The organism is Achromobacter sp. UBA4530 (genome assembly GCF_002388205.1).
GTDB classification, from domain to species: Bacteria; Pseudomonadota; Gammaproteobacteria; order Burkholderiales; family Burkholderiaceae_B; genus Achromobacter; species Achromobacter animicus.
Genome location: NZ_DGMA01000044.1, coordinates 108,613 through 125,543, shown reverse-complemented (window position 1 = coordinate 125,543; position 16,931 = coordinate 108,613). Strand labels below are relative to the sequence as shown.

The 16,931-nt window shown below is 65.0% G+C and carries 15 protein-coding genes; 5 read left to right on the top strand and 10 right to left on the bottom strand.

The genetic code is table 11. The annotated features are described in order from the left end of the window. Positions 1-149 precede the first annotated feature (149 nt). Both B2W22_RS26000 and B2W22_RS25995 read right to left on the bottom strand, forming a co-directional pair. A complete protein-coding gene (locus B2W22_RS26000) occupies positions 150-1,343 on the bottom strand; it encodes an acyl-CoA dehydrogenase (protein WP_056570859.1) in 1,194 nt (397 codons plus the stop codon). 143 nt (positions 1,344-1,486) lie between these two features. After that, positions 1,487-3,169, bottom strand: coding sequence for a thiamine pyrophosphate-binding protein (locus tag B2W22_RS25995; protein ID WP_286940115.1), 1,683 nt, complete (start codon positions 3,167-3,169; stop codon positions 1,487-1,489). A gap of 165 nt (positions 3,170-3,334) precedes the next feature. Here B2W22_RS25995 and B2W22_RS25990 point away from each other — a divergent pair, with 165 nt between their 5' ends. From B2W22_RS25990 to B2W22_RS25975, 4 genes are all read left to right on the top strand, one after another. After that, a complete protein-coding gene (locus B2W22_RS25990; protein WP_175125899.1) occupies positions 3,335-4,261 on the top strand; it encodes a LysR substrate-binding domain-containing protein in 927 nt (308 codons plus the stop codon). A 9-nt stretch (positions 4,262-4,270) separates the two neighbouring features. Continuing rightward, positions 4,271-5,254: a site-specific tyrosine recombinase XerD gene (gene xerD / locus B2W22_RS25985; RefSeq protein ID WP_218343166.1), complete on the top strand. Its 984-nt coding sequence runs from the start codon at positions 4,271-4,273 to the stop codon at positions 5,252-5,254. A 32-nt stretch (positions 5,255-5,286) separates the two neighbouring features. Further along, positions 5,287-5,775: a Cys-tRNA(Pro) deacylase gene (gene ybaK / locus B2W22_RS25980; protein ID WP_286940112.1), complete on the top strand. Its 489-nt coding sequence runs from the start codon at positions 5,287-5,289 to the stop codon at positions 5,773-5,775. Positions 5,776-5,909: 134 nt separating this feature from the next. After that, positions 5,910-6,488, top strand: coding sequence for a DJ-1/PfpI family protein (locus B2W22_RS25975; protein ID WP_175125902.1), 579 nt, complete (start codon positions 5,910-5,912; stop codon positions 6,486-6,488). A 60-nt stretch (positions 6,489-6,548) separates the two neighbouring features. On the opposite strand, the gene B2W22_RS25970 is transcribed toward B2W22_RS25975, so the two are convergent. The 3 genes from B2W22_RS25970 to B2W22_RS25960 all read right to left on the bottom strand — a co-directional run bounded on the left by B2W22_RS25970 (position 6,549) and on the right by B2W22_RS25960 (position 8,180). Then, positions 6,549-6,872 carry a DMT family transporter gene (locus B2W22_RS25970; protein WP_175125903.1) on the bottom strand — a complete coding sequence of 108 codons (324 nt, stop codon included), beginning with the start codon at positions 6,870-6,872 and terminating at the stop codon, positions 6,549-6,551. Between the two features lie 3 nt (positions 6,873-6,875). Continuing rightward, positions 6,876-7,541, bottom strand: a complete 666-nt coding sequence (locus B2W22_RS25965; RefSeq protein WP_286940109.1) for a glutathione S-transferase family protein — start codon at positions 7,539-7,541, stop codon at positions 6,876-6,878. 192 nt (positions 7,542-7,733) lie between these two features. After that, on the bottom strand, positions 7,734-8,180 hold the full coding sequence (locus B2W22_RS25960) for a MarR family winged helix-turn-helix transcriptional regulator (RefSeq protein ID WP_175186428.1): 447 nt from the start codon (positions 8,178-8,180) through the stop codon (positions 7,734-7,736). Between the two features lie 171 nt (positions 8,181-8,351). Between B2W22_RS25960 and aceE the strand changes: the two genes are divergently transcribed. Next, positions 8,352-11,039 carry a pyruvate dehydrogenase (acetyl-transferring), homodimeric type gene (gene aceE, locus B2W22_RS25955; RefSeq protein ID WP_286940107.1) on the top strand — a complete coding sequence of 896 codons (2,688 nt, stop codon included), beginning with the start codon at positions 8,352-8,354 and terminating at the stop codon, positions 11,037-11,039. 49 nt (positions 11,040-11,088) lie between these two features. On the opposite strand, the gene B2W22_RS25950 is transcribed toward aceE, so the two are convergent. The 5 genes from B2W22_RS25950 to adhP all read right to left on the bottom strand — a co-directional run bounded on the left by B2W22_RS25950 (position 11,089) and on the right by adhP (position 16,858). Next, a complete protein-coding gene (locus tag B2W22_RS25950) occupies positions 11,089-12,516 on the bottom strand; it encodes an FAD-binding oxidoreductase (protein WP_286940105.1) in 1,428 nt (475 codons plus the stop codon). 19 nt (positions 12,517-12,535) lie between these two features. After that, positions 12,536-13,519, bottom strand: a complete 984-nt coding sequence (locus B2W22_RS25945; RefSeq protein ID WP_175125908.1) for a Bug family tripartite tricarboxylate transporter substrate binding protein — start codon at positions 13,517-13,519, stop codon at positions 12,536-12,538. Between the two features lie 85 nt (positions 13,520-13,604). Beyond that, positions 13,605-14,510 carry a dihydrodipicolinate synthase family protein gene (locus tag B2W22_RS25940; protein ID WP_175125909.1) on the bottom strand — a complete coding sequence of 302 codons (906 nt, stop codon included), beginning with the start codon at positions 14,508-14,510 and terminating at the stop codon, positions 13,605-13,607. 149 nt (positions 14,511-14,659) lie between these two features. Next, positions 14,660-15,724, bottom strand: coding sequence for a LacI family DNA-binding transcriptional regulator (locus B2W22_RS25935; protein WP_175125910.1), 1,065 nt, complete (start codon positions 15,722-15,724; stop codon positions 14,660-14,662). 108 nt (positions 15,725-15,832) lie between these two features. Beyond that, entirely contained in the window at positions 15,833-16,858 is a 1,026-nt protein-coding gene (gene adhP, locus B2W22_RS25930; RefSeq protein ID WP_175125911.1) for an alcohol dehydrogenase AdhP, read from the bottom strand. Positions 16,859-16,931 lie beyond the last annotated feature (73 nt).

Below are 16,931 nucleotides of genomic sequence, written 5' to 3'. Positions count from 1 at the left end.
CCGGTAAAGCGTACGAGGTGTACAGGCGTACGCCTAGTCGGGCTTACGGCAATGGGCAGGCGGGGCGGGATCGGGCGTATGGCTTATTGCATTCGGACATAAAAAAGCCGCCTAAGCAGGCGGCTTTCTTCGCTACATGAGGCAGGCGATCAATAAAACGCCTGGATGCCCGTCTGCGCACGGCCCAGGATGAGGGCGTGCACGTCGTGGGTGCCTTCGTAGGTGTTGACCACTTCCAGGTTCACCAGGTGGCGGGCGACGCCGAACTCGTCGGAGATGCCGTTGCCGCCGAGCATGTCGCGCGCCAGGCGGGCGATGTCCAGCGCCTTGCCGCACGAGTTGCGCTTCATGATCGAGGTGATTTCGACGGCGGCGGTGCCTTCGTCCTTCATGCGGCCCAGACGCAGGCAGCCTTGCAGGGCCAGCGTGATTTCGGTTTGCATGTCAGCCAGCTTCTTCTGGATGAGCTGGTTGGCGGCCAGGGGGCGGCCGAACTGTTTGCGGTCCAGGGTGTACTGGCGGGCGGTGTGCCAGCAGGCCTCGGCGGCGCCGACAGCGCCCCAGGCGATGCCGTAGCGGGCGGAGTTCAGGCAGGTGAACGGACCCTTCAGGCCGGACACGCCGGGCATCATCTGGTCGGCGGACACTTCCACTTCGTCCATGACGATTTCGCCGGTGATCGACGCGCGCAGGCCGACCTTGCCGTGGATGGCGGGGGCCGACAGGCCCTTCATGCCCTTTTCAAGGATGAAGCCGCGGATCTTGCCGTCGAAGTCGCCGCCGACGCACTTGGCCCACACCACGAACACGTCCGCGATGGGCGAGTTGGTGATCCACATCTTGTTGCCGCTGACCTTGTAGCCGTCGGCCGTCTTGACGGCGCGAGTTTCCATGCCGTTGGGGTCGGAGCCGTGGTTGGGTTCGGTCAGCCCGAAGCAGCCGATCCATTCACCGCGCGCCAGCTTGGGCAGGTACTTCTTCTTTTGTTCTTCGGAGCCGAATTCGTTGATCGGCACCATCACCAGCGAGGACTGCACGCTCATCATCGAGCGGTAGCCGGAGTCGACGCGTTCGACTTCACGGGCGATCAGGCCGTAGCTGACGTAGTTCAGGCCGGCGCCACCGTATTCGACGGGGATCGTGGCGCCCAGGAGGCCCAGTTCGCCCATTTCGGAGAAGATCTCGGGATCGGTCTTCTCGTTGCGGAAGGCGTTGAGCACGCGGGGAGCCAGCTTGTCCTGCGAGTAGGCGTAGGCGGCATCGCGCACCATACGCTCTTCGTCGGTCAGTTGCTGGTCCAGCAACAGAGGATCTTGCCAGTGGAATGAGGGGTTCGAGGACATGCTGGGTCTCCGCTATGGATTTCCGTGATCGGAATCTGGAAAGTTTAAACTTAAAATAATTCGGGCGGCAAGTTGGGATTTGCACGGCGGTGCGCCTGGGCGCGCCGCCGGTGGGGTTGCCGGCTATTCCGCCCGTGCAAGGTTCAGTGTTGGGCCTTCAGCGCCGCCTCGCGGATCTTCTCGAGGGTCGTGGACGGGCTGATGGTTTCCGGGTCGATGAAGCAGTGCAGGATCGCGGGCTTGCCGCTGGCTAATGCCCGTTCAAAGGCCGGACCAAACTGTTCGGTGGTTTCCACGCGTTCGCCGTGGCCGCCAAAGGCGCGCGCGTAGTCGGCGAAATCGGGGTTCTTGAGCTCGGTCGCGGAAATGCGGCCCGGGTAGTGCTTTTCCTGGTGCATACGGATCGTGCCGTACATCCCGTTGTCCACCAGGATCACGACGATGGGCAGGTCATACTGCACCGCCGTGGCGAATTCCTGGCCATGCATCAGGAAGCAGCCGTCGCCCGCAAAGCACACCACGGTCTTGTCGGGCCAGACGCGCTTGGCGCCCACGGCCGCCGGCAGGCCGTAGCCCATGGATCCGGACGTGGGGGCCAGTTGAGTGCCAAAGCGCGTGAAGCGGTGGAAGCGATGCAGCCAGGTGGCGTAGTTGCCCGCGCCGTTGGTCATGATGGCGTCGGCCGGCAACGTCTTTTCCAGATACGCCATGACCTGGCCCAGTTGCAGCGCACCGGGCGTGGTAACGGTTTCGGGATCGCTCCACTTCAGGTACGACTCGCGCATGGCCTTGGTGCCGTCGGCCCAGACCGGGGCGGCCGGCGCCTTCAGGTCCGCCAGCGACGCGGCAAAGGCGGACGGCGACGTGTTGATGGCCAGGGTAGGGCGGTACACGCGGCCCAGCTCGGCGGCATCGGGATGCACGTGCACCAGCTTTTGCTTGGGCACCGGAATATCCAGCAGCGTGTACGCCTGGCTGGGGTTTTCCGACATGCGGCCACCCACCAGCAGGATCAGGTCGGCGTCGGCCACGCGCTTGAGCAGGGCGGGATTGATGCCCAGGCCCACGTCGCCGATGAAGCACGGATGATCGGCCGGGAACAGCATCTGGCGGCGGAACGACACGGCGGTCGGCAGCGCATGGCGTTGTGCGAAGTCGGCAAATTCCTGCACGGCGCGCGCGTCCCAGCGCGTGCCGCCCAGAATGGCGACCGGGTTCTTCGCATCGGCCAGCAGTTTTTCCAGGTCGGCCAGCTGGCCGGCGGTGGGGGCGGATTCAATCACTTCGTAGCGCGGCGCGTCGGCCACCTTGGCGGCCTCGACCAGCATGTCTTCCGGCAGCGCGATCACCACGGGGCCGGGGCGGCCGGACGTGGCGATGTGGAAGGCGCGCGAGATCAGTTCGGGAATGCGTTCGACCTGATCGATCTCGGTCACCCACTTGGCCTGCGTGCCGAACACGGCGCGGTAGTCCATTTCCTGGAAGGCTTCGCGCTCGCGCATGCCGCGCTCGATCTGGCCCACGAACAGGATCATCGGCGACGAGTCCTGCTTGGAAATGTGCACGCCGGCCAGCGCATTTGAGGCGCCCGGACCGCGCGTCACCATGCAGATGCCGGGCTCGCCGGTCAGCTTGCCGTGCGCGTCGGCCATCATGGCCGCGCCGCCTTCCTGACGGCACACCGTGACCTTGATGTCGGCATCGTGCAGGCCGTCCAGCACCGCCAGATAGCTTTCGCCGGGGACACAAAAGACATGTTTGACGCCATGGGCGACCAGTTGGTCGACCAGAATGTGACCGCCAAGGCGGGAATCTTGCTGGGGCATGGTGGTGTCGTGGTTAGCCTAGGGTAGAACTCCCGAGCATATGTTCCCTGGGCGCACAACGCAATTGATAAAATTGCACATTCTGTTGATCCCCCGGCACGTGGCGGCTGGTGCGCCGCCGCATGCGGGCGCACGGCGGCGGGCCGGACTTCCGGCGGTATTTCCATGAGAAACGGCATCCCCAATCTGACGGCCCTGCAGGCGTTCGAGGCCTCGGCCCGGCTGGGCAGCTTTTCGCGCGCCGCCGAAGAACTGTCGCTGACGCACAGCGCCGTCTACCGTCAGGTGGCCAGCCTGGAAGCGCGGCTGGGCGTGCAACTGTTCACGCGGGTGCGCCGCCGCATCGTGCTGACCGATCACGGCGCCGAATACGCCGGCCGGATCCGTCACCATCTTGATCAGATCGAGAAAGACACCTTTGGTCTCGTCAGCCGGACCGGCATGGGGCGCAGCATCCACATCGCCGTGGTGCCCACGCTGGCCACCACCTGGCTGATCCCGCGTCTGGCCGACTTCCAACGCGAACACGGCGACATCACCGTCAGCTTGTCCGTGCGCACCCTGCCGTTTCAATTCAAGGACCAGCCGTTCGACGGCGCGCTGTATCACGGGGACGGACTCTGGCCCGGCACGCAGGGTGGGCTGCTGTTTCCGGAACGCGAACTGGTGCCGGTCTGCGCGCCCGAATTGGCGGCGCGCGTGGCGGAACAGGGCGGCGGCGCGCTGACCGGGATGACGCATCTGCATCTGGCCTCGCGGCCCGACGCCTGGCGCCAGTGGTACACGGCCAATGGATATCTGTATGGACCGCAGGCGGCTGGCGGCCCGCGCTACGAGCTCTTCACCATGGTGATGGCGGCGGTGCAGGCCGGACTTGGCGTCGGGCTGATGCCGCGCTTTCTGGCGCAGCCCGCGCTGGACCAGGGCGCGCTTGCCATGCCGGTGCCGCAGTCGCTGGCGGTCAGCCAGGGGTATTACTTCGGCTATCCGCAACGCAGCGAACGGTCCGATGCCCTGAAGGTGTTCGAGGCCTGGCTCAAGTCCGCCGCCGCAGGCGTGGGCGAGCGCCTGCCCGGCCGCGCCGCGCCGTAGAATCCCGCCATGTCCACCGCCCGCCAGCCGCTTGCCTCCCAGGCCGATATCGACGCCTTCATCGACGCCGTGTGGCTCGAAGACGGCCTGTCCGCCAACACTCTGGCCGCCTACCGGCGCGACCTGACCGGTTTCGCCCGCTGGCTTGAAGACCCCGACGCCTACGCCCGGGAACTGGCCGACCGGCACGGCGAGCCGGCGCGTGCCCAGATCCTGCCCGCCGGCCCGGCCAAGCCGATCCGCGATGCGCAGAAGGCCGATATCGAGGCCTGGTTTGCCTTCCGTCACGAAGAAACCCGCGCCACCACCGCCAACCGCCGGCTGGCCGCGCTGCGCCGCTTCTACGCCTGGGCGCTGCGCGAACACCGCGCCGAGCGCGATCCCTGCCTGACGCTGGTCGCCGCCAAGCAGCCGCCGCGCATGCCCAAGACGCTGTCCGAGCAACAGGTGGACGCGCTGCTGCGCGCGCCCGACGTCAGCCAGCCGCGCGGTCTGCGCGACCGCGCCATGCTCGAGACCTTGTACGCCACGGGCCTGCGTGTGTCCGAGCTGGTCGGCGTGCGAGCTTTGGACGTCAGCCTGAACGAAGGCGTGGTGCGCGTGGTCCTGGGCAAGGGCGGCAAGGACCGCCTCGTGCCGCTGGGCGCCGAAGCCGCGCACTGGATTTCGCAGTACCTGGCCACGGCACGCCCCGAATTGGCCGCCGGCCGCGTCAGCGATGCGCTTTTCATCACCAGCCGCGCCGAGGCGATGTCGCGGCAGGCGTTCTGGCAACTCGTCAAGAAGTACGCTGTGCTCGCCGGCGTCAATGCGCCCTTGTCGCCCCATGTGCTGCGCCACGCCTTCGCCACGCATCTGCTGAACCATGGCGCCGACCTGCGCGTCGTGCAGATGCTGCTGGGCCACGCGGACATTTCCACCACGCAGATCTACACCCATGTGGCGCGCGAACGCCTGAAGGCGCTGCACGCGGCCCATCATCCACGCGGCTGACCGCCGCCATCTCCCCACCCACCGGCACAAAAATGAGCAAAGCCCGCCACGTCTCCGAAACGCCCGCCACCCAATTCCTCAAGCAGCACAAGGTGGCCTATTCCGAACACACGTATGACTACGTCGATCACGGCGGCGCCGGCGAAGCCGCGCGCCAGCTCGGTCTGGACCCGCACGCTGTCGTGAAGACGCTTGTGATGGAGGACGAATCGGCCAAGCCGCTGATCGTGGTCATGCACGGCGACCGCGAGGTCTCCACCAAGAACCTTGCGCGCCAGGCCGGCCTGAAAAAGGTCGAGCCCTGCAAGCCCGAGGTTGCGCAGCGCCATTCCGGCTATCAGGTGGGCGGCACGTCGCCGTTCGGCACGCGCAAGAAGATGCCGGTGTGGGTGGAAGCCGACGTGCTGGAGTATCCCGTGGTCTACATCAACGGCGGGCGGCGCGGCTATCTGGTGGGCATCGATCCGACGGTGCTGGTGGACCTGCTCGACGCGAAGCCGGTGACGGTGGCGCTGGAGTAGAGAGGGAGCCCGGTGGTATCCCGCTACCACCTGGCCCGCTGGCGCGGCGGGCACAATGGGACAAGAACACCAAGAACCGGAGCCCGATCCGCGGGCAAGCAACCGGACGCCACCCTCATCCCACGGAGACAATCATGAGCAAACGACTGTTGATGCTGGTCGGCGACTACGCCGAAGACTACGAAACCATGGTGCCGTTCCAGACGTTGCTGACCGTCGGCCACACGGTGCATGCGGTCTGCCCGGACAAGAAGGCGGGTGACACGGTGGCCACGTCGATCCATGATTTCGAAGGCGCACAGACCTACACCGAAAAGCGCGGCCACAACTTCACGCTGAACTACGACTTCGATCGCGTCGAGCCCTCGTCCTACGACGGCCTGGTGATCCCCGGCGGGCGCGCGCCCGAGTACCTTCGCCTGAATGAAAAGGTGCTCGAGATCGTGCGGCATTTCGACAAGGCCAATAAGCCCATCGCCGCCGTCTGCCACGGCGCGCAGATCCTGGCTGCGGCCGACGTGCTGAAAGGCAGGACCTGCTCGGCATACCCCGCCTGCGCACCCGAGGTCCGGCTGGCGGGCGGCACCTACGCCGAGATTGCCGTCGACCAGGCCTACACGGATGGCAACCTGGTATCGGCGCCCGCCTGGCCCGCGCATCCGGCCTGGATGGCGCAGTTCCTGGCAGTGCTGGGCACCAAGATCACGCACTGACCGGGATCACGCACTGAGCGCGGCGCGCGGGCGCCGCGCTCAGCTGTCGACGTTCATTTCTTACGCCGCTGCCTCCGAGAAGCGCAGTCCAACGATTCCGATGAACGCCAGGCCAAGGAAGCAGGCCCGGGTCCAGTTCATCTCATCCTGAAACACCAGCACGCCGACAAGCACCAGCCCGATCGTTCCAATGCCGGTCCAGATGGCATAAGCCATCCCCATGGGCAATGCGCGCAAGGCCAGCGCCAGCAGGTAGATGCTGCCTAACCCCGCCATCACGGCGATGATGCTTGGCCCCGGTTTCGTCCAACCTGCATTCAGTTTGAGCGAAAGACCCATCACTATCTCCAAGGCTGCGGCAAGGAACAGATAAGTCCACGCCATGGCTCAGACCTCGGTGGAGACAGAACGGTCTGGGGCAGCACGGGAAGCGGGCTTGTTTGCCAGAAGCCCCGCCTGTACCGCAGGCCGCGCAGCGATCACATCCAGCCAGCGCTGGACGTGGGAGTAGGATCTGATGTCCAGGTCCAACTCTTCCCAGGTCCTCAGCCAGGTGAATGCGGCGATATCGGCGATGCTGTAGTTTTCCGAGGCGATGAAGGCGGATTCGCTCAGGCGGGTATCCACGACCTGGTAAAGCCGAAGCGATTGCTTCCGGTATCGCTGTATCGCCTCGGCATTTCCCGTTGTCGAGGCATGCAGAAACCACCACAGCTGCCCCAGCATCGGGCCTATGCCGCCAATCTGGAAATGCAGCCACTGCTGCACAGCAACGCTTTCGGCCTGCGTTTCGGGCTGCAGACACCCCGTTTGCGACGACAGATAGGAAAGGATGGCGCCCGACTCGAACACGGCCAGGCCGGTTTTTCGATCAACGATGGCGGGAATCTTGCCGTTCGGGTTGATCTTGAGGAACTCCGGTTGATGCTGGTCGCCCTTTTCAAGATCAAGATCGAACTGCTCATAGGTCAGTCCGGCTTCTTTGAGAAAGATGCTGACCTTCTGCCCGTTGGGGGTGTCTGCGGTGTAGAACGCGAGATCGGCCTGTGTCATGTCTATCCTTGTCGATGAATATCGTTGCATTTGCAATCGTTGCAAATGCAATCGTATGGCACGATGCCGCGTCGTGCAAGTGGCCCATCAACAGAGGTCAGCCATGCGCTCGCAGCGTCTTCGCTCGCCCGCGTTCACGCCGCCAAGACGGCAGGCGGCGTCTGCATGTCTTGAACAACTTGCCTGCCAGCTTCAGTTGCCTTGCGCGCGGGCAACGGCAGCGGCCTGGTCCAGCGCCGCGGCAAACTTGTTTTGCTCGTCTGCACTGAACTGGCTCAGAAACACTTCGGCAACGGTTCCTTCGTAGACCTTCCACATCTTCTTGCGCAGCGCGCGGCCTTCCTTCGTGATGGTGGCGAACGCGGCGCGGCCATCTTCAGCCGAGCGCGCGCGCTGGACCAGGCCCTCTTGCTCCAGGCGGTCGACCAGCCGCGTGAGGTTGTAGCGTTCGATCGCCAGCGCGTCGGCCAGTTCGTGCATCCGCCGTGTGCCGCCTGGCCCGCTTTCCAGTCCCCAAAGAACGTCGTACCAGGCATAGACGGGCAGCTTGGCCGCTGCCAGGCGGCTTTCGACCTCGCGGATCATCAGACGATGGGCGCGCACAAACGAGAACCAAAGATCCGCTCCGTCTTTCGCCATGGCAGGCTCCTTTCGAGTTTTAGTTGCATTTGCAATTCTAGCTGAACTAGAATTGCGGCCCATACGATTGCATTTGCAATTCATGGATTGAATGTTGGTGACTGCGCCACGCCCGTCGGGCTGGTCGGCCGCAGCCCCGCTTCAACCCGTCATTTTCCCTGGAGGACCGCCATGAATCACCCCCTCGCCCTGGTCGACGTCGACCCGCTGGAAACTCGAGAGTGGCTGGAAGCGCTGGAGGCTGTCACGACGGTCGAAGGCCGTTCGCGCGCCCACTACCTGATCGACCGGCTTACCGACTTCGACGCCAGCCGGCACGGTGATATGCATGGCCGCGTCACCAGCGCCTACGTCAACACCATCGGCAAAGACCGGCAGCCCGCCTACCCGGGCGACATCGGCATCGAGCAGCGCCTGAATGCCTACATCCGCTGGAATGCGATGGTCATGGTGTTGCGCGCCGGCAAGCATTCCAACGTCGGCGGACACATTGCCACCTACCAGTCCGCCGCCGTGCTCTATGACGTGGGTTTCAACCACTTCTTCCGGGGACGTACCGAGACATTCGGCGGCGACATGGTCTACATCCAGGGCCATTCCGCACCGGGCATTTACGGACGCGCCTATCTGGAGGGGCGCATCACCGAAGCGCAGCTGGACAACTTCCGCCGCGAGGCGGGACGCGATGGCCTGTCCTCTTACCCCCACCCGCGCCTGATGCCCGACTTCTGGCAGTTCCCCACCGTGTCGATGGGCCTGGGTCCGCTGACCGCCGCCTACCAGGCGCGGTTCATGCGCTATCTCGAGTACCGCGGATTGCTGGAGCATCAGGGCCGCAAGGTGTGGGCTTTCCTGGGTGACGGCGAGATGGACCAGCCGGAATCGCTGGCCGCTATCTCGGTCGCAGGGCGCGAACGCCTCGACAACCTGATCTTCGTCGTCAACTGCAATCTGCAACGTCTGGACGGCCCGGTGCGGGGCAACAGCAAGATCGTGCAGGAACTCGAAGGCACCTTCCGGGCCGCAGGCTGGAACGTCATCAAGGTGCTGTGGGGCAGCGGATGGGACGATCTGCTCAAGCGCGACACGAGCGGGCTGCTGCGCCAACGCATGATGGAATGCGTGGACGGCGAATATCAGACCTTCAAGTCGCAAAGCGGCGCCTATGTGCGCGAACACTTCTTCGGCAAGTATCCCGAGCTGCTGGCGTTGGTGGCGCACCTGTCGGACGACGAGATCTGGGCGCTGACACGCGGCGGCCATGACCCGGAGAAGGTGCATGCCGCCTACGCGCAGGCCGTCAGCACGGAAGGCCGGCCCACGGTCGTCCTGGTCAAGACCGTCAAGGGATTCGGGATGGGCGAGGCTGGCGAAGGCCAGAACATCAACCACCAGTTGAAGAAGATGAGCGCAGACGCCGTGCGTGCGTTCCGTGATCGCTTTTCGCTGCCGGTGCCCGATGACCAGCTCGAAGACATGCCCTACCTGAAACCCGCGCCCGACAGCGAAGAAGCCCGCTACTTTGCACAACGCCGGGCCGCGTTGGGCGGCTATGTTCCGTCGCGCTCCGGCAAGGTTGCGCCGCTGGCGGTGCCGCCGCTCAGTGCCTTCGCCACGCAACTGAAAGACAGCGGCGAGCGTGGGGTTTCGACCACCATGTCTTTCGTGCGCATCCTGACCACGCTGCTCAAGGACCCCAACCTGGGCAAGCTGGTGATTCCTATCGTGCCGGACGAATCGCGCACTTTCGGCATGGAAGGCCTGTTCCGCCAGATCGGCATCCATTCATACCTGGGGCAGCTCTATACCCCGCAGGATGCGGGCCAGTTGAGCTACTACAAGGAGGCCAAGGACGGTCAGATCCTGCAGGAAGGCATCAATGAGTCCGGCGCGATTTCGTCCTGGATCGCGGCGGGCACGGCCTATAGCAATCATGGACTGCCAGCCATCCCGTTCTACATCTTCTATTCCATGTTCGGCCTGCAACGTGTCGGCGATCTGGCTTGGGCCGCCGCCGATGCGCGCACACGCGGCTTCCTGCTGGGGGCCACGTCGGGCCGTACGACGCTGATGGGAGAAGGCCTGCAGCACGACGACGGCCATAGCCATGTGCTGTCGTCGGTCATCCCGAACTGCGTTTCGTATGACCCGACCTATGCGTACGAACTGGCGGTCATCATCCAGGACGGCTTGCGGCGCATGTACGCGGAACAGGAAGATATCTACTACTACATCACCCTGCTCAACGAGAACTATCCGAATCCTGCGCTGCCCGAAGGCAGTGAAGCCGGCATTCTCAAGGGACTCTACCTGCTGCGGGACGGTCAACAACAGGACGCCGTGTCGAAGCCGGCCAGCAAGCCGCATGTGCAACTGATGGGCAGCGGCTCGATCCTGCGCGAAGTCATTGCCGCAAGTGAGCTGCTGGAACAGGACTTCGGCATCTCCAGTGACGTATGGAGCGCCACCAGCCTGACCGAATTGCGCCGTGACGGGCTGGCCGCCGAGCGTTGGAACCTGCTGCATTCCGAAGACGAGCCGCGTATTCCGTACGTCCAGCAATGCTTGCAAGACCGGGCCGGCCCCGTCGTTGTGGCGACCGACTACATGAAGATCATCGGCGACCAGATCCGCCCCTTCGTCACTGACCGCCGGTTCGTCACCCTTGGCACGGACGGTTTCGGCCGCTCGGACACCCGCGAATCACTGCGCACCTTCTTCGAGGTGGATCGTCATTTCATCGTGCTGGCAGCGGTCAAGGCGCTGGCTGACGAGGGCGTCGTCCCGCGCCAGAAGATCGGTGAGGTCATCAGCCGTTATGACATCGACGTGAATAAAGTGGACCCGGCATCGGTCTAGGCCAAGGCGAAGGCGACACCACAGGGGCGTGCTTCGGTGACCGCCGACGTCAGTCCGCCGCGATCACCCGCCCCGGGTTGAACAACCCCTGCGGATCGAACAGGCGCTTGATGCTTGCCATCATCGCCATCTCGTTGGCCGGCTTGTACCGGCCGATCGAACCCACCCGCAGCTGTCCCACGCCATGCTCGGCGGAGATCGACCCGTTCATGCGCGCCACCACGTCGTACACCGCGCCCGAAACCGCCTTCTCCGAATTGCGCATGGCCTGGTAAGCCGACGCATCCGCGCCGGGCGGCGTCGACACGTTGTAGTGCAGGTTGCCGTCGCCCACATGGCCGAACACGAAGATGCGGGCATTGGGCAACACACCATGCACCGCCGTCTGCGCGGCGTCGATGAATTCCCCGATGCGCGAGATCGGCAGCGAAATGTCGTGCTTGATGTTCTCGCCGTCGATGGATTGCGCTTCGGGCAGGTGATGCCGGATCTGCCAGAACGAGGCCGACTGCGCCAGGGTCGACGCAATGGCCGCATCCGTGACGATGCCCGCCTCGAAGGCCGCTTCCATCAGCGCTTCGAACCGCTCCGTGGCATGGGCTGCGCTTTCGGCGTCGCTGGATTCCAGCAACACGTAATACGGCGCCTTGGCGGGCACGGGGCTGCGCGCGCCGGGCGTGTGTTGCAGCACCAGCTCTACGGCCGGACCGCTGATCAGTTCAAAGGCCGTCAGGCTGGCCGACAGATACGACTGCGCCAGCGACAGCAGTTGCACCGCGCTCTGCGGGTCCGGCACGGCGGCAAAGGCCGTCATCTGCGCGGCGGGGCGCGGATACAGCTTGACGGTGGCGGCCGTGATGATGCCCAGCGTGCCCTCCGCGCCGATGAAAAGCTGCTTCAGGTCGTACCCGGTGTTGTCCTTGCGCAGCCCGCGCAGTCCGTTCCAGATCTGCCCGTCGGGCGTCACCACTTCCAGGCCCAGGCACAGGTCCCGCGCATTGCCATAGCGCAGCACCTGAATCCCGCCGGCGTTGGTGGCCAGGTTGCCGCCCAGCGTGCAGCTTCCTTCCGCGCCCAGGCTCAACGGAAACAGCCGGTCCGCCTGCGCAGCAGCCTCCTGCACGTTGGCCAGCACGGCGCCCGCCTGCGCGGTCAACGTGTTGTTGTAGCGGTCCACGTCCAGGATGGCGCTCATGCGGGCCAGCGACAGCACGATGCTGTGTCCGCCGCCGTCCGGCACGCTGCCGCCGACCAGGCCTGTGTTGCCTCCTTGCGGATAGATGGCGACGCGGCGCTCCCGGCACCAGTTCACCAGCTTGGCCACGTCCTCGGTGCTGTCGGGCTGCGCCAGCGCCAAGGTGCGGCCCGTCCACCGCTTGCGGTAGTCGGTCAGGTGCGGCGCCAGGGCGTCGGCGTCGTCCAGCACGCGCCCCTGAAATGCGGCGCGTAAAGAGGCTTTGATGTCTTCGTCAGGCATGGCCGGCTCGTTTGTCGCGTCAGTTGGCGGAAGCGCCGGCGGCTTGCACCACGGCTTTCCATTTCTCGATCTCGGTGCCGATGAAGGCGTTGAATTCCGCCGGACCCTTGACGGTAGGCACCGCGCCCAGCTCGATCACGCGCTTCTGCATATCGGGGTCGGCCATGGCCTTCTCGATGGCCTGATCGATGCGGTTTACGATGGGCGCCGGCGTGCCTGCCGGGGCCAGCACGCCAAACCACGAGCCCGCCTCGAAATTGGGCACGCCGGCCTCGGCCATGGTGGGCACGTCGGGCAGATTGGTGCTGCGTTCCGCGCTGGTCACGGCCAACGCGCGCAGCGTGCCGTTCTTGATGAAAGGCAGCGAGGTCGGCAGGTTGTCGAACATCAGATGCACTTGTCCGCCGACCAGATCCGTCACCGCCGCGGCGCTGCCCTTGTACGGCACGTGCACCATGTCGACACCCGTGCGGCTCTTGAACATTTCGCCCGACAGATGGATCGAGCTGCCCGCGCCGCTGGACGCAAAGCTCAGCTTGCCCGGATTCTTCTTGCCGTACTCGATCAGTTCCTGCACGGACTTCACGGGCAGGCTGGCCGTCACGGCCAGCACGTTCGGCACGGACGCCACCAGCGTAACCGGCGCAAAATCCGCCGGTTTGAACCGGATGTCCTTGTAGATGGCGTAGTTGATGGCCTGGGTGCCCACGGTCCCCATCAACAGCGTGTAGCCGTCGGCATCGGCGCGCGCCACGAAGTCCGCGGCAATGTTGCCCGCCGCGCCCGGACGGTTTTCCACCACGACGGGTTGACCCACCGCTTTCTCGATGTGCGGCGCAATCAGCCGGGCGACCACGTCGGTGTTTCCGCCCGCCGAAAACGGGATGACCATGCGGATGGGTTTGGTGGGCCAGTTATCCGCCGCGCTCGCGCCCGCCGACGCCGCCAGCGCGACCAGACCCGCGCACGCGTAGGCAATGCTCTGCTTGGTGCTCTTGAACATGTTGTCTCCTTGCTTATGGTTTTTGATGTTCGGTACTGCAGTGCATCCCGAAACGCCGCGGGAACACGGCGCTCGGGAAATTCGGTCAACCCGCTTCGGCGAGCGTGCGCTTCAGGCGTTCAAGCAGCAGATCGATCTCGGCATGGTCGGTCGCGTCCAGCTTCGGACCCGGCCGGCGCATGCCCGCATGCTTGATCGCGCCGCGGCGCTTCATGATCTCCTTGCGGACGGCGACGCCCCACTGGCTCTGGTTCTCGTAGCTCAGCAACGGCAGGTAGCGGTCGAACACCGCGTGGGCTTCGTCGACACGGCCCGCCGTGTACAGCGCATAGACCTGCGACAGCATCTCGGGATGCGAGAACCCGGCCATCGGCCCATCAATGCCGCGGCCCATTTCCAGCGGCAGGAACATCGCGTTGTTGCCGGTCAGGATGGCGACGCGGCGGCCGGGCAGGGCGCGCAGCTTGGTGATCTTGGTGATGCTGGGCAGGTCCTCTTCCTTGACCGCCTGGATTTGCGGGTGACGCTCGATCAACTGGCCGATCACCGGCACCGACATCCAGGTGCCTGTCGAAAACGGAAAGTCCTGCAGCACCGTCGGCACATTCCCGATACGGTCGAACACGGCCTCGAAGTAGGACAACACTTCCTGCTCGGTGCGCAACCCGCCTGGCGGCGCGATCATGACGCCCGCGGCGCCCGCGTCCATCACCTGACCGGTCAGCTCGGCCATCTGGGCCACGCTGCTGTTGCTGACGCCCACCACGACCGGCTTGTTCCTGGCGCGCGCGATGAACCGCGACGCCACCGCCAGCGATTCCGCCGGCGTGAGCTTGTTGGCCTCGCCGGCAACGCCCAGCACGGTCAGGCCATTGGCGCCGTGTGAAAAATAGAAGTCGGTCAGCGAGTCGACGCTCTCCAGGTCGATAGCGCCGTTCTCCTGAAAGGGCGTCTGCGCAACGATGTACACGCCACGGGCTTGGTCAAGCATGTTGTCTCCTGATCTTGGTATGAATATCGGAAAATATTAGCGCTAATATTTTATTAGCGCTAATATTTTTGATAGGGAGATTCCCCAGGAAATGCGATGTTTCCGCTCAGAACGAGGCGCGGTTCAGCGTGGGCAGGACAGGGAAAGCGTCAGGCGCTCTGACGCCGCATCAACGTGAATCCCACATCGACCCGCAACCCCGCATTGGCGTGACCATCCAGGCGGTCGATGATGGCGCGCGCGGCCTGCTCGCCGATCAGCGAGCCGTCGATGCGCACGGTCGTCAGCGGCGGGGTGGTGGCCGCCGCATAAGCCTGATCGCCGAATCCCACGACGGCCAGGTCACCCGGCACCTGCCTGCCCAGCGCTGCGGCTTCCAGCAATACGCCCATGGCAATCATGTCGGTGCTGCACACCACGGCATCGGCATCGGGCTCGCGAGCCAGCAGTGCGGCCAGCCCGCTGCGGCCCGCGCCCATCGTGGCGGGGGCGGGGATCAGCACATGCGGCGTGTCTGCGTCCGCGTCGATCAAACGCAACTCGCGCGCCGCCGCCGTGAAGCCCTGCAACCGGCGTCCCGCACGCGGATCATTCCCGATGACAGCCACGGGCCGCCGCCTTCCGGTTTCAGATAGAAACTGCGCCACGCATGCGCCCGCCGCCTCGTGCGAAAAGCCGATCAGCATGTCGACCGGATCGTCATTCCAATCCCAGGCTTCCACGACGGGAATGCGCGCCGCGCGCAACTGCGTCCGGCCGGTCGGGGTCAGCACCGTGCGCATCATGACCACGCCGTCGGGCCGCCGCCCCAGGATCGCTTGCAGGGCGGACACTTCCAGTTCGGGGTCGTATCCGCTCTCGGTCAGCATCATCTGATAGCCGTGGCGGCTGAGGTGCAGGCTGAGCGTCTGCAGCGCCTCCAGAAACACAGGGCTGCCCAGCGTGGGCACCGTCACCGCCACCAGACGGCTTCGGCCGCTGGCCAGGCCGCCGGCAACCAGGTCCTGCACGTACCCGGTCTGGGCGATGGCGTCGTGGATGAGCTTGACGGTGCGTTCAGGTACGTTCTCGGGGGCGTTCAGCACCCGCGACACCGTGTGCATCGACATGCCCGCCACGCGCGCGACGTCCGCAATGGTCACCCGGCCAGATCCGCGCCGAGGCGCGCGGCTGGTGGCAGGCTTGCTGCGACGCTCAGTGGGAGGAGGGGACATGCGGCCTCTCTGGGATCAGGGTAGGCCGGATTGTACCGAGCCGCCGCCACGAAAAAGCGCCCGCTGCGGCACATGCCGCAGCGGGCGCTTTTGGGGCGCGCGCAGGTATCAGGCGAAGTCGAGCACGATGCGGCCTTCGATCTGGCCCTGCTTCATGCGGTCGAACACGCTGTTGATGTTGTCCAGGCTTTCGGTGGCGACGGTGGCGTGGACCTTGCCCTCTTCAGCAAACTGCAGCGACTCCTGAAGATCCAGCCGCGATCCCACGATGGAGCCGCGCACGGTGACGCCGTTAAGCACCATGTCGAAGATCGACAGCGGGAAATCCCCCGGCGGCAACCCGTTCAGCGAAATCGTGCCGCCCCGGCGCACCATGCCCAGCGCCTGCTCAAAGGCCTTGGGCGACACCGCGGTGATCAACGCGCCATGCGCGCCGCCGATCTCCCGCTTCAGGTAAGCAGCCGGATCCGTGGTCAGCGCATTGACGGTGACTTCCGCGCCCAGGCGGCGCGCGAAATCCAACTTGGCGTCGTCGATGTCCACCGCGGCCACGTTCAGGCCCATTGCCTTGGCGTACTGCACCGCCATGTGGCCCAAGCCGCCAATCCCCGAAATGACCACCCAGTTGCCAGGCCGGGTGTCCGTCATTTTCAGCCCCTTGTACACGGTGACGCCGGCACACAGCACCGGCGCCACATCGACGAAGCCGACGCTCTTGGGCAGCAGGCCCACGTAATCGGCTGCCGCCAGCGCGTACTCGGCGAAACCGCCGTTGACGGAGTAGCCCGTGTTCTGCTGCGATTCGCACAGGGTTTCCCAGCCGCCCAGGCAGTGTTCGCAATGACCGCAAGCGGAGTACAGCCACGGGATCCCGACGCGGTCGCCTTCCTTGACGTGCGTGACACCGGCGCCCGCGGCGACGACGTAGCCGACGCCCTCGTGGCCGGGAATGAAAGGGGGATTGGGTTTGACGGGCCAGTCGCCTTCGACGGCGTGCAGGTCCGTGTGACAGACGCCGCAGGCTTCGATCTTTACCAGGAGTTCGCCCGGACCCGGGCGCGGCACGGCGACTTCCTCGATTACCAGCGGTTGGCCAAACGCGCGTGCGACTGCTGCCTTCATGGTCTTGTTCATCACTACCTCCGAAGTCTGATCAGTTTCACTATGCTCGGCCGCTTGCGCGGCTAAAACCATGATGTACATCAAT

Coding starts and splice junctions, on each gene's coding strand:
- B2W22_RS26000 (WP_056570859.1), bottom strand. CDS start 1,343: ATGTCCTCGAACCCCTCATTCCACTGGCAAGATCCTCTGTTGCTGGAC.
- B2W22_RS25995 (WP_286940115.1), bottom strand. CDS start 3,169: ATGCCCCAGCAAGATTCCCGCCTTGGCGGTCACATTCTGGTCGACCAA.
- B2W22_RS25990 (WP_175125899.1), top strand. CDS start 3,335: ATGAGAAACGGCATCCCCAATCTGACGGCCCTGCAGGCGTTCGAGGCC.
- xerD (WP_218343166.1), top strand. CDS start 4,271: ATGTCCACCGCCCGCCAGCCGCTTGCCTCCCAGGCCGATATCGACGCC.
- ybaK (WP_286940112.1), top strand. CDS start 5,287: ATGAGCAAAGCCCGCCACGTCTCCGAAACGCCCGCCACCCAATTCCTC.
- B2W22_RS25975 (WP_175125902.1), top strand. CDS start 5,910: ATGAGCAAACGACTGTTGATGCTGGTCGGCGACTACGCCGAAGACTAC.
- B2W22_RS25970 (WP_175125903.1), bottom strand. CDS start 6,872: ATGGCGTGGACTTATCTGTTCCTTGCCGCAGCCTTGGAGATAGTGATG.
- B2W22_RS25965 (WP_286940109.1), bottom strand. CDS start 7,541: ATGACACAGGCCGATCTCGCGTTCTACACCGCAGACACCCCCAACGGG.
- B2W22_RS25960 (WP_175186428.1), bottom strand. CDS start 8,180: ATGGCGAAAGACGGAGCGGATCTTTGGTTCTCGTTTGTGCGCGCCCAT.
- aceE (WP_286940107.1), top strand. CDS start 8,352: ATGAATCACCCCCTCGCCCTGGTCGACGTCGACCCGCTGGAAACTCGA.
- B2W22_RS25950 (WP_286940105.1), bottom strand. CDS start 12,516: ATGCCTGACGAAGACATCAAAGCCTCTTTACGCGCCGCATTTCAGGGG.
- B2W22_RS25945 (WP_175125908.1), bottom strand. CDS start 13,519: ATGTTCAAGAGCACCAAGCAGAGCATTGCCTACGCGTGCGCGGGTCTG.
- B2W22_RS25940 (WP_175125909.1), bottom strand. CDS start 14,510: ATGCTTGACCAAGCCCGTGGCGTGTACATCGTTGCGCAGACGCCCTTT.
- B2W22_RS25935 (WP_175125910.1), bottom strand. CDS start 15,724: ATGTCCCCTCCTCCCACTGAGCGTCGCAGCAAGCCTGCCACCAGCCGC.
- adhP (WP_175125911.1), bottom strand. CDS start 16,858: ATGAACAAGACCATGAAGGCAGCAGTCGCACGCGCGTTTGGCCAACCG.